Origin of the sequence: Nocardioides sp. L-11A, assembly GCA_029961745.1 — a bacterium.
Taxonomy (GTDB): Bacteria; Actinomycetota; Actinomycetes; order Propionibacteriales; family Nocardioidaceae; genus Nocardioides.
On the sequence record CP124680.1, the window covers coordinates 3,040,081 to 3,051,510 of the forward strand.

Genomic DNA, 11,430 nt, shown 5'->3' on the forward strand with positions numbered 1-11,430 from the left:
TGGTTGAACCGTCAACCAATCCCGGTCATTCCCGGCGCAGCAGCGCGAGGAACATCGCGTCCGTCCCGTGCCGGTGCGGCCAGAGCTGGACGGTCCCCGGCAGCGGCCCCTCCGCGTCCGGTACGCCGGGCAGATGCTCGCCCACGTCGTCGAGGCGCAGCCCCCACGACGCAGCGTGCTCGGCGAGGGCCGCCGTCACGACCTCGGCGGTCTCGGCCAGGACCGGCGAGCAGGTCGCGTAGAGCAACGCTCCCCCGGGCCGCAGCACGCGGACGGCCTCGGCCAGCAGCGCGCGCTGGAGGGCGACGAGCTCGGCCAGATCGGCCGGGGTACGCCGCCAGCGCGCCTCGGGGCGTCGGCGCAGGGCTCCGAGCCCGGTGCACGGCGCGTCGAGCAGGACCCGGTCCGCGCTGCCGTCGGCGAACGGCGCCCGGGTGGCGTCGGCCTGGACGACTCCGGCCAGGCCGGTGCCGGAGGCCGCGGCCCGCGCGACCAGGCGGGCCCGGTGGCGGTGCAGCTCCACGCCGGTGAGTCTCGCCCCCCGCTCCGCCGCGAGGGCAGCGAGCAGCGATGCCTTGCCGCCGGGCCCGGCGCACAGGTCGACCCACCGCTCGTCGCGACCGTCGACCGGGGACGCCGCCAGGGCGAGCGCGACCAGCTGGGAGCCCTCGTCCTGCACACCGGCCCGGCCCGCGGCCACCGCCGCCACGCTTGCGGGGTCGCCACCGTCGAGCACGACACCGTACGGCGAGTACGGGGTCGGTGTGCCGGGGAGCTCCTCGCGGGCGGACAGTCCCGGCCGGGCCACCAGGGTGACGCGGGGCGGGTCGTTGTCGGCGGCCAGCAGTGCGGGCAGTTCGCCGTCGCGGTCGCCCAGCGCGCGGCCCAGCTCGGCGACCACCCAGGCCGGGTGGCTGTGGGCGGTGGCGAGGTCGGCGGGCGCGACCTGAGCCAGCCAGGCGTCGAGGTCCTGCGCCGCGACCTTCCGCAGCACGGCGTTGCTGAACCCGGCCGCCCCCTGGTTGACCTGCGCCCGGACCAGCGTCACGGTCGTGTCGATCGCGGCGTGGGTCGGCACCCGCATCGCCAGCAGCTGGTGGGTGCCGAGTCGCAGCGCGTCGAGGACCTTCGCCTCGACCTTGCGCAGCGGCCGGTCGACGCAGGCGGCCAGCACGGCGTCGTACGTGCCCTGCCGGCGGATCGTGCCCGAGGCGAGCTCGGTCGCGAAGGCCGCGTCGCGGCCGGTCAGACCGTGCCGGGCCAGGATCGCGGGCAACAGCAGGTTGGTGTAGCCGCCGTCGACGCGCACCGCCTTGAGCACCTCGAAGGCGGCCAGCCGGGCGGGATCGACCGCCCGCGGCGTCCGGCGCCGCGACGGGGGCCTACTCAAAGGTCGCGGTCTCCGGGAGGCGTACGCCGCGGGCCCAGTCGGCGGCGCCCATCTGCCTCTTCCCGAACGCCTTGATCTCGGTCAACCGGACCGGGTCGCTGCCCGTGCCCACCAGGACCTCGTTCTTCCCGGCCCGGATCGCTCCAGGCGCCAGCTCGGGGCCGCCCGCGACGACCTCGACCCGGCCGAGCTTGACCCGCTCGCCGTCCAACGTCGTCCAGGCACCGGGACCGGGCGTGCAGGCGCGGATCCGGCGGTCGACCCCGACCGCGGGCTCCTTCCAGTCCACCCGGGCGTCGTCGACGGTGATCTTCGGGGCGAGGCTGATCCCGTCGGCCGGCTGCTCGCGGGCCTCCAGCGAGCCGTCGGCGATGCCGTCGAGGGTCGCGACGAGCAGGCTCGCGCCCCCCTCCGCGAGTCGGCCGAGCAGGTCGCCCGCCGTGTCGGTCGGCCGGATCCGCTCGGTCATCACACCGAAGGTCGGGCCGGCGTCGAGCGCCTCGACGATCCGGAAGGTCGTGGCGCCGGTGAACTCGTCGCCGCCCCAGATCGAGTGCTGGACCGGTGCCGCGCCGCGCCAGGCCGGCAGGACGGAGAAGTGCAGGTTGACCCACCCGTGGCGTGGGATGTCGAGGGCGCTGCGCGGGATGAGGGCGCCATAGGCCACCACCGGGCAGCAGTCCGGGTCGAGCGCCCGCAGCGCCTCCTGGAACTCGGGATCGCGCGGGTGCACGGGCTTGAGGACCGGTACGCCGAGCTCCTCGGCCCGCTGGGCCACCGGGCTCGGCGTCAGCCTGCGGCCGCGGCCGGCAGGCGCATCGGGGCGGGTGACGACACCGACCAGCTCATGGACGGAGGCGGCGATCGCGTCGAGGGTGGGCACGGCGACCTCAGGGGTGCCGGCGAAGACCAGGCGGAGCGGCGTCATCGGCCGAACCCTCCCGTCGCGTGCGGCGAGACCTTCACTGTCGGCTTCTCGAGCCCGAACCACTCCGACTCGCGGATCTCGCGCATCGCCGCCTTGCGCCCGGCCTCGTCGAGGCGGTCGATGAAGAGGATCCCGTCGAGATGGTCGGTCTCGTGCTGGATCGCCCGGGCGAGCAGCTCCGAGCCCTCGATCGTCACCGGATCGCCGTGCATGGTGAACCCGCTCGCCACCACCGACAGGGCGCGCAGGCAGTCGTAGGTGAGCTCGGGCAGCGACAGGCATCCCTCCGGGCCGTCCTGGGTCTCGGCGGAGAGCTGGAGGCTCGGGTTCACGAGGTGACCGACCTCGCCGTCGACGTACCAGGTGAAGACCCGCAGGCCCACGCCGATCTGCGGCGCGGCGAGGCCGGCGCCGGGTGCGTCGAGCATGGTGTCGGTCAGGTCGGTGACCAGCTGGCGCAGCTCGGCGTCGAAGTGGACGACCTCGATCGCGGGCTTGCGCAGGACGGGGTCGCCGAAGAGTCGGATGGGTCGGATCGCCACCGGGTCAGCCTAGTGGGCTGTCGGTGCACCGGTGGTCACAGCTCCCAGGGATCGACCTGGATCCGCACCGGCTCGAGCTTGCGGGCCGAGCGCAGCCGCTGCGCCTCCGCCAGCGCCCGGGCCAGCTCCGTGCCCTGCGCACGCGGGACGCGCAGCACCAGCCGCTCCACCTCGGGGTCGCGGGTCGGGACCGGCCCCAGCACTTCGGTGGCCTCGGGGAGCGCCAGCAGCGCGCGCACGTCATCGAGCGCGCCCGGCGGGCCGGTGACCGTCGCCAGCCGGGCCGCGGGCGGTAGCCGGGCCTCCCAGCGCTCCTCCGCCTCGCGGACGGCGAATCCGGCCGGGTCCCAGCGCACCAGCGCCTGCAGCGCGGGCACGGCCGGGTCACCGACGGCCAGGGCGCGACCACCGGTGCCGAGCAGCCCGACGGCGTTGCACCACCGGCGCAGCGCCTCCTCGGGGGCCCGCATGCTGTCGCGGCCCAGCGCCCACCAGGTGTCGAGCAGGACGACGACGGCGTACCCGCCCTCGGCGACCGGCTCGGCACCCGGGGTCGCGACCACGATCCGCGGCTCGGGGCCGACCCGGGCCCGGACCTGGTCGCCGGAGGACGACACGACCGGGACCTTCGCGAAGCTGCGGCCCAGCTCGTCGGCCGTCCGGGCGTCGCCGACGACCGGCGCCCGCAGCCCGGTCGCGCCACACTCGGCACAGGACCAGCCGGGTGCCTCCGTGGCGCACCAGCGACACCGCGGCGGCGTGGTCGGCCCGGTCAGCTCGAGCGGGCCCGCACACGCGCGGCAACGAGCGGGGGTCCGGCAGCGTTCGCAGGCCAGTCGCAGGGCGTAGCCCGAGCGCGGCGTCTGGACCAGCGCCGGCCCGCGGGCGAGCCCCCAGCGCAGTGCGTCGTGCGCCTCGCGCGGCACCCGGGCCGCGCCGGCGCTCGGGTCACGGGCGATCGCGGTGTCGGTCGCGCCACTGATGCCGATCAGTGCCCGCACGCGCACCGTGGCCCGTGGCAGCGCGATCTCGCGCGCCCAGCCGGTGTGGAGCAGGTGCTGGGCCTCGACGGTGCGGGAGAATCCGCCCAGCAGCGCGGCAGCGCCCTCCTGCTCGGCGCGCAGCAGCAGCACCTCGCGCACGTGCGGGTACGGTGCCCGCGGCTCGGCGTGCAGGTCGTCACCGTCGTCCCACATCGCCACCAGGCCGAGGTCGCGGACCGGGGCGAAGGCCGCGGAGCGCGTGCCGACCACGATCCGCCGCTCCCCCCGGCTCACCGCCAGGAACTCGCGGTAGCGCGCGGCCGGGCCGGGATCAGCGTGCAGGGCGACGTGGTGGCCCTGACCCAGCACGGCGGTCAGAGCGGCGTCGAGGCGAGCGACGTCGCGGTGGTCGGGCAGGCACAGCACGCTCCCCCGACCGGCGGCCAGGGCGGCACCGGCGAGGTGGGCGAGCAGCAGCGGCCAGTCCTCCCCCGGCCCGGCCGACCACACCGCCCGCGGCGGATGTCCGCTGCGCAGGTGGGCGAGGAAGGGGGGCGCCGCGGGATAGGCCGACCAGGCGGCCTCGGCCGCGCCGGCGTCGTAGGCGAGCAGGGGCTCGGGCGGGGTCGGCTCCTTCTCGGTGGTGGCGTGCCGGGGCGGGACGGCCAGCCGGCGAACGTCGGCGCTCACGCCGGCGTACCGCTCGGCGACCCGCGCGCACAGGGCCGCCACCGCGGGGCTGAGGACCGGCTCAGGGCTGACCAGGCGTCGCAGCGGTGCCAGCCGGCCCTCGTGCTCGGAGGCGGCGGCGCGCCCCACGACGAAGCCGTCGACGTCCTGGCCCCCGAAGCGCACCTTGACCCGGCTGCCGGACACCGCACCCTCGGCCATCGCGGCCGGGACGGCGTAGTCGAAGACCCGGTCGAGGTGTGCCAGCGGGAGGTCGATGACCACCCGGGCCACCGGGTCCACCGCGGCGATCTCGGCGTCGGCGACCTTCCGGGCCCGGGTCGCGGCCGCCTTGGCCCGGCCCTCGGCCGCCCGGTCCCGGACGAGACCGGGCAGCTCCAGCGCCGGCTCGTCGGGGGTGGGGGTCATGCCGGATGTTCTACCAGCGGGATCCGATCCATCGCCGACCCGTCGCATCTGAACCTCCAGAACACGCCGACCCGTCGCGTTTGAACGCGACGGGTCGGCGGTTGAGAGGCGTACAGATGCGCCGGGTCGGTGGATCAGAGGCCGGCGGCGGCCTTCAGCGCGTCGGCACGGTCGGTACGCTCCCAGGTGAACTCGGGCAGCTCGCGGCCGAAGTGGCCGTAGGCGGCCGTCTTGGCGTAGATCGGGCGGCGCAGGTCGAGGTCGCGCAGGATCGCGGCGGGGCGCAGGTCGAAGACCTCGAGCACGGCCTGCTGGATCTTCTCGTCAGCGACGACGCCGGTGCCGAAGGTCTCCACGAAGACACCGACGGGCTTGGCGACACCGATCGCGTAGGCGACCTGGACCTCGGCGCGACGGGCCAGGCCCGCGGCGACGATGTTCTTGGCGACCCAGCGCATGGCATAGGCGGCCGAGCGGTCGACCTTGGACGGGTCCTTGCCCGAGAACGCGCCGCCACCGTGGCGGGCCATGCCGCCGTAGGTGTCGACGATGATCTTGCGGCCGGTCAGGCCGGCGTCGCCCATCGGGCCGCCGACGACGAACTTGCCGGTCGGGTTGATGTGCAGCTTGTAGCCGTCGAACGGCACGCTGGTCTTGAACTGCTCGAGCACCGGCTCGATCACCTTGGCGGTGATATCGGCGGCGATCTGCTCCTGGGTGACGTCCTCGGCGTGCTGCGTGGACAGCACCACGGTGTCGACCCGAACCGCGCGGTCGTCCTCGTCGTACTCGATGGTGACCTGGGTCTTGCCGTCGGGGCGGAGGTAGGCCAGCGTGCCGTCCTTGCGCACCTCGGTGAGCTTCTCGGCCAGCGTCTGCGCGATCTTGATCGGCAGCGGGAACAGCTCGGGCGTGTCGTCGCAGGCGTAGCCGAACATCAGCCCCTGGTCGCCCGCACCCTGCTTGTCGAGCTCGTCGGAGGACCCGCCGAGGCGAACGTCCTCGGCGGTGTCCACGCCCTGCGCGATGTCGGGCGACTGAGCACCGATCGCGACCTGGACGCCGCAGGAGTTGCCGTCGAAGCCCTTCTCGGAGGAGTCGTAGCCGATCTCGAGCACCTTCTCGCGCACCAGCTGGGCCACCGGGGCGTAGGCCTCGGTGGTCACCTCGCCGGCCACGACCACCAGGCCGGTGGTCAGCAGGGTCTCGACGGCGACACGGCTCTTGGGGTCGTGCTCGAGCAGGTAGTCGAGCACGGTGTCGCTGATCTGGTCGGCGATCTTGTCCGGGTGACCCTCGGTCACCGACTCCGACGTGAACAGACGTCCGGTCATGGTGGTGGGAACTCCTGATTGGGGGCGGGTGGGGCGGTGGTCCAACGATACGGATGGGCTGGGGTGATGCCCGAGAAGTCTCAGGGCGTGGCGTCAGGCGAGGCGGACGACGACCTGGTCCCAGATGAGGTGGGCGAGGGCCGACTTGGTGCCGTGCGGTACGTCGACGGCGGATCCGTCGGCCCCCAGGATCACCGCTTCGTTGTCGGTGCTGCCGAAGACCGCTCCCCCGCTCACGTCGTTGACGACGAGCAGGTCGCAGCCCTTGCGGGCGAGCTTGGCCCGCGCCAGGTCGAGCACACTCCCGGTCGCGTCGCCGGTCTCGGCGGCGAAGCCGACGATCACGGCCTCCGGGCGGGCCCGGTGGGTCGAGATCTCTTTGAGGATGTCGGGATTCTGCTGCAGCGTGATCGACGGGGCGGACCCGTCGTCCGCCTTCTTGATCTTGACCTCCGACGCCTCGGTCGGGCGGAAGTCGGCGGGAGCGGCGGCCATCACGACCGCGTCGGCACCGGCGGTGGCGGAGAGCACGGCGTCGCGCAACTCGGCGGTCGACTCGACACGGACCACCTTCACTCCGGCCGGGTCGGGCAGGTCGACATTGGCGGCCACCAGGGTGACCTCGGCGCCGCGGGCGACGGCGGCCCGGGCCAACGCGTAGCCCTGGCGGCCCGAGGAGCGGTTGCCGAGGAAGCGGACCGGGTCGAGACGCTCACGGGTGCCGCCGGCCGAGACGACGACGTGGCGCCCGCCGAGGTCGAGGGGGGTCACGGCACCGCCGCCCTGAGCCCGGGCGAGGACGTCGCGGGCGACCTCGAAGATCTCCTCGGGATCGGGCAGCCGGCCCTTGCCGGTGTCGGCGCCGGTGAGACGCCCCTCGGCCGGCTCGATGACCAGGACGCCCCGCGCGCGCAGCGTGGCGACATTGGCCGCCGTCGCGGCGTGCTCCCACATCTCGGTGTGCATCGCCGGCGCCAGCACCACCGGACACCGAGCAGTGAGCAGGGTGTTCGTGAGCAGGTCGTCGGCCAGGCCGTGGGCGGCCTTGGCCAGGAGGTCGGCGGTGGCGGGCGCGACGACGACCAGGTCGGCGCTCTGGCCGAGCCGGACGTGCGGAACCTCGTGGACGCCGTCCCAGACCTCGGCGGACACCGGCTTGCCAGAGAGCGCGGCCCAGGTGGGCGCGCCCACGAACTCCAGCGCCGCCGCGGTCGGTACGACGCTCACGTCGTGCCCGGACTCGGTGAACCGGCGCAGCAGCTCGCACGCCTTGTAGGCGGCGATGCCGCCCGAGACGCCGAGCACCACCCTGGGGCCGGACATGAGGGGGTCAGATCACTCGGCGTCGGCGACCGGGGCCTCGACGGCAGCCGCAGCGGCGGCCGCGGCGGCCTGCTCGGCGGCCAGCTCCGCCGGGTCGATGTCCTCGCAGGTCAGCAGGTCCTCGTTGATCTCGCGCAGCGCGATCGACAGGGGCTTCTCCTGGACGTGGGTCTCCACGAGCGGACCGACGTACTCCAGCAGGCCCTCGCCGAGCTGGGAGTAGTAGGCGTTGATCTGCCGCGCGCGCTTGGCGCTGTAGAGCACCAGCTTGTACTTGCTGTCGGTCTTGGACAGCAGGTCGTCGATGGGAGGGTTGGTGACACCCTCGGCGGCGATGTTCGGGGCAGACACGTGAAGAAGCCTCACAGAAGATGGGCGGGATCGGCCGGATGGCCGATCAGCGGGAATCAACCATCAAGGTTACCAACTCCTCGACGGCAGCGTGAACTTCGCGGTTCACGATCGTCACGTCGAACTCCGCCTCGGCGGCCAGTTCCTCGCGCGCCGTGGCCAGACGCCGCTCGCGCTCCTCCGCGTCCTCGGTGCCGCGCCCGACGAGCCGGCGGACCAGCTCCTCCCAGGACGGCGGCTTGAGGAAGACGAAGACCGCCTCCGGCATCGACGCCCGCACCTGCCGCGCGCCCTGGAGGTCGATCTCGAGCAGCGCGGGCCGACCGGCGGCGAGCGCCGCGTCGACCGGACCGCGTGGCGTGCCGTAGCGGTGCACCCCGTGCACCACGGCCCACTCCAGCATCTGGCCGTCGGCGACCATGCGGTCGAACTCCTCAGCGGAGACGAAGTGGTAGTGCACCCCGTCGACCTCACCGGGGCGTGGCGGTCGGGTCGTGCTCGACACCGACAGGTAGATCTCGGGGTGCTGCTCGCGCATCGCAGCGGCCACCGTGCCCTTGCCGACTGCGGTGGGTCCGGCGAGGACGAAGAGCTGGGCGGGCATTACTGGTCGGCGAACTCGCGCTCGAGCGCGGCGACCTGCTTGGCGCCGAGCCCACGGACCCGGCGCGACTCGGCGATGCCGAGCCGCTCCATCACCTGGCGGGCCCGGACCTTGCCGAGGCCGGGCACCGACTGGAGCAGGTCGAGGACCTTCATCTTGCCGATCACCTCGTTGACCTGCCCCTGCTGCAACACCTCGCGGATGGAGGCGCCGGAGTTCTTCAGCCGGTTCTTGACCTCCGCCCGCTCCCGGCGGGCGGCCGCTGCCTTCTCGAGGGCGGCCTGGCGCTGTTCAGGGGTCAGGGGAGGCAGGGCCACGGGTGAGAGATCCTTCGGTCGGACGGTCGGCGGGTGCGAGCCGGCTGCCAATCTAGCCACACGGGTTCCCGGTCGGCAACGCGGCCCGGTCCCCCACGGGGTCAGAGGCTCAAGGGGGTCTTGCAGACGTCGCGGGCCTGCTGCTCGACGCGGGCCAGCGCGGTCGCGGTCTCCGGTGATCCGAGCCGGACGGCCGCCGCCTCGATCGCCAACCGGTCGTCGTCGGCGAGGCCGGGGGGCGGGTCCTCGACGCGGTACGCCGCGGGGTCGACCCCGGCGTCGTCGAGGGCATCCTCGAGGTCGCTGATCCGGGTGACCACGAGCCTCCAGTCGTCCCGGATGTCGTCCGGCGACCGGTCCGCGAGCGCCTCGAAGCTCGGCAGCGCACGGAGCAGCCCGGTCGTCGCGCCGGCCGACAGCGCCGCGCCGACGTCCTCGCGGCGGTCGGCGACCTCGGAGCAGTAGCCGGCGAAGGGGTCGTCCTCGCCGCCGCGCAGCACGAGGAGACCCGCCACCACGGCTGCGGCGACGACCAGGAGCAGCAGCGGGAGACGACGCCGCACGCTCAGCATCGGACTCAGCCCTGGAGCCCGCGCAGCTCGTCGTTGGTCCGCAGCACGGCCGCGCGCATCGCGGCCGCGTCGGGCCCGAGCCGGAGCACACCGCGCGACGAGCTGGCCAGCACGTGCGCGGCGCTCGCCCCGAAGATCCGGCGGAGGTCGTCCGTCGTGCCCCCCTGCTCGCCGTAGCCGGGTGCCAGGATCGGGCCGTTGACGTCGAGGTCGAGGCCCCGGTCGTCGGCCAGGGTGGCACCGACGACGGCACCGAACGAGCCCAGCGGCATCGCGTCGGCGTTGAGCCGGCGCAGGTGGTCGAGCATCGCCGCGGCGACCGTCCGTCCGCCGGTGACGGCGTCCTGCACCTCGGGACCCTCCGGGTTGGAGGTCGCGGCCAGCACGAAGAGCCCGGCGTCGTGCTTGACGGCCGTGTCGACGAAGGGCTGCAGCGACCCGAAGCCGAGGAAGGGGCTGACCGTGACCGCGTCGCAGGCCAGCGGCGAGGCGGGGTCGAGGTAGGCGTCGGCGTAGGCCTGCGAGGTCGAGCCGATGTCGCCGCGCTTGATGTCGAGCAGGACCAGCGCCCCGGCGGCGCGCGCGCCGGCGATCACCCGTTCCAGGACGGCCACGCCGCGGCTGCCGAAGCGCTCGTAGAAGGCCGACTGCGGCTTGACGACGCTGCAGTACGGCGCGACCGCCTCGACCGCCCCGAGCGCGAACCGCTCCAGCCCGGCGACGTCGTCGTCGTAGCCCCAGGCGCGGAGCAGGGCGCCGTGGGGGTCGATGCCGACACAGAAGGGACCGCGGTCGGTCATCGCGGCATGGAGCCGGGCACCGAAGGTCATGAGGGGATCCTCCGCAGGGCGTCGGGACCGAGGTCGGCGAGGGTGGGGTAGCCGTCGACGGCCAGGATCAGGTCGAGCTCGGCCTGGAGGGCGCGCACCTGGTGCACCGCGCCGGGAACGCCGCCGAGCGCCAGGGCGTAGGCGTAGGGCCGGCCGATCGCGACCGCGTCTGCACCGAGCGCGAGCGCCTTGACGACGTCGGCGCCGGTGCGCACGCCGGAGTCGAAGACCACCGGGGCACGACCGTCGACCGCGGTCACGACGTCGGGCAGCCAGTCGAGGGCCGCTCCCCCGCCGTTGGCCTGCCGGCCACCGTGGTTGGAGCAGTAGATGCCGTCGGCGCCCTCGTCGAGGGCGCGTCGCGCGTCGTCGGGATGGCAGATGCCCTTGAGCACGATCGGCAGGTCGGTGAGGGACCGCAGCCAGGGCAGGTCCTCCCAGGTCACCGGATGGCCGAACGTGCCGACCCAGGTCATGACGATGGTGCCGGGATCGGGATCCGGGCCGGTCATCTCCTGGAAGACCGGGTCGGAGGTGTAGTTGGCCAGCGCCTTGCCCCGCAGCTGCGGGAAGTTCCCGCTGGCCAGGTCGCGCGGGCGCCAGCCGGGCACCCAGGTGTCGAGCGTGACCACGATCGCCTCGTAGCCGGCCTGCTCCGCCCGCTGCACGAGGCTGGCGGCGAGGTCGCGGTTCTTCGGCGTGTACAGCTGGAACCACTTCCCCGCGTCGCCGGCCGCGGCGGCGACGTCCTCGAGCGGGTCGCTCATCAGGGTCGAGCCGATGAGGGGTACGCCGGTCGCTGCCGCCACCTCAGCACCGTGGACGTCGCCGTGCTGGTCGGGCGTGCACAGGCCGAGGACGCCGATCGGCGCCAGGAGCAGGGGGCTCGTCAGCCTGCGCCCGAACAGCTCGACGGACAGGTCGCGCTCGGCCGACGCGCGCAGCATCCGCGGCACCAGCGCATAGTGCTGGAAGGCCGCGACATTGGCCCGCTGGGTCGCCTCGTCGCCGGCTCCCCCGGCGACATAGGTCCGCAGCTCCGGCGGCAGCGCGGCGAGGGCGCGAGCCTCCAGGTCGGCGTAGTCGAAGGGATGGGCGGGGAGCACCCCGCCGAGCGCACCGAGGTACAGCTCGATCTGGTAGTCCCCGAAGCTCATC

12 protein-coding genes are annotated in these 11,430 nt (G+C 74.1%); all 12 read right to left on the reverse strand.

Going from position 1 to position 11,430, the window contains the following annotated elements; translation table 11 throughout:
* Positions 1 to 25 precede the first annotated feature (25 nt).
* The 12 genes from QJ852_14585 to QJ852_14640 all read right to left on the reverse strand — a co-directional run bounded on the left by QJ852_14585 (position 26) and on the right by QJ852_14640 (position 11,429).
* Positions 26 to 1,390 carry a transcription antitermination factor NusB gene (locus QJ852_14585; protein WGX94381.1) on the reverse strand — a complete coding sequence of 455 codons (1,365 nt, stop codon included), beginning with the start codon at positions 1,388 to 1,390 and terminating at the stop codon, positions 26 to 28.
* The gene (gene fmt, locus QJ852_14590; GenBank protein ID WGX94382.1) at positions 1,383 to 2,318 is read right to left on the reverse strand and encodes a methionyl-tRNA formyltransferase; all 936 of its coding nucleotides are present in this window, start codon (positions 2,316 to 2,318) and stop codon (positions 1,383 to 1,385) included. The genes QJ852_14585 and fmt overlap by 8 nt, the downstream gene beginning before the upstream one ends.
* Positions 2,315 to 2,860, reverse strand: a complete 546-nt coding sequence (gene def, locus QJ852_14595) for a peptide deformylase (protein ID WGX94383.1) — start codon at positions 2,858 to 2,860, stop codon at positions 2,315 to 2,317. Before def ends, fmt begins: the two co-directional genes overlap by 4 nt.
* Before the next feature lie 35 nt (positions 2,861 to 2,895).
* Entirely contained in the window at positions 2,896 to 4,941 is a 2,046-nt protein-coding gene (locus QJ852_14600) for a primosomal protein N' (GenBank protein WGX94384.1), read from the reverse strand.
* Positions 4,942 to 5,075: 134 nt separating this feature from the next.
* Positions 5,076 to 6,275: a methionine adenosyltransferase gene (metK, locus tag QJ852_14605; GenBank protein WGX94385.1), complete on the reverse strand. Its 1,200-nt coding sequence runs from the start codon at positions 6,273 to 6,275 to the stop codon at positions 5,076 to 5,078.
* Positions 6,276 to 6,368: 93 nt separating this feature from the next.
* Positions 6,369 to 7,598 carry a bifunctional phosphopantothenoylcysteine decarboxylase/phosphopantothenate--cysteine ligase CoaBC gene (gene coaBC / locus QJ852_14610; GenBank protein ID WGX94386.1) on the reverse strand — a complete coding sequence of 410 codons (1,230 nt, stop codon included), beginning with the start codon at positions 7,596 to 7,598 and terminating at the stop codon, positions 6,369 to 6,371.
* A 12-nt stretch (positions 7,599 to 7,610) separates the two neighbouring features.
* The gene (rpoZ, locus tag QJ852_14615; GenBank protein WGX94387.1) at positions 7,611 to 7,949 is read right to left on the reverse strand and encodes a DNA-directed RNA polymerase subunit omega; all 339 of its coding nucleotides are present in this window, start codon (positions 7,947 to 7,949) and stop codon (positions 7,611 to 7,613) included.
* A gap of 46 nt (positions 7,950 to 7,995) precedes the next feature.
* Positions 7,996 to 8,553 carry a guanylate kinase gene (gene gmk, locus QJ852_14620; protein ID WGX94388.1) on the reverse strand — a complete coding sequence of 186 codons (558 nt, stop codon included), beginning with the start codon at positions 8,551 to 8,553 and terminating at the stop codon, positions 7,996 to 7,998.
* A complete protein-coding gene (gene mihF, locus QJ852_14625; GenBank protein ID WGX94389.1) occupies positions 8,553 to 8,870 on the reverse strand; it encodes an integration host factor, actinobacterial type in 318 nt (105 codons plus the stop codon). The genes gmk and mihF overlap by 1 nt, the downstream gene beginning before the upstream one ends.
* A gap of 101 nt (positions 8,871 to 8,971) precedes the next feature.
* Positions 8,972 to 9,433, reverse strand: a complete 462-nt coding sequence (locus QJ852_14630) for a hypothetical protein (protein ID WGX94390.1) — start codon at positions 9,431 to 9,433, stop codon at positions 8,972 to 8,974.
* A gap of 14 nt (positions 9,434 to 9,447) precedes the next feature.
* On the reverse strand, positions 9,448 to 10,272 hold the full coding sequence (gene pyrF / locus QJ852_14635) for an orotidine-5'-phosphate decarboxylase (GenBank protein ID WGX94391.1): 825 nt from the start codon (positions 10,270 to 10,272) through the stop codon (positions 9,448 to 9,450).
* On the reverse strand, positions 10,269 to 11,429 hold the full coding sequence (locus tag QJ852_14640) for an alpha-hydroxy-acid oxidizing protein (protein WGX94392.1): 1,161 nt from the start codon (positions 11,427 to 11,429) through the stop codon (positions 10,269 to 10,271). Before QJ852_14640 ends, pyrF begins: the two co-directional genes overlap by 4 nt.
* Between the last annotated feature and the right edge of the window lies 1 nt (position 11,430).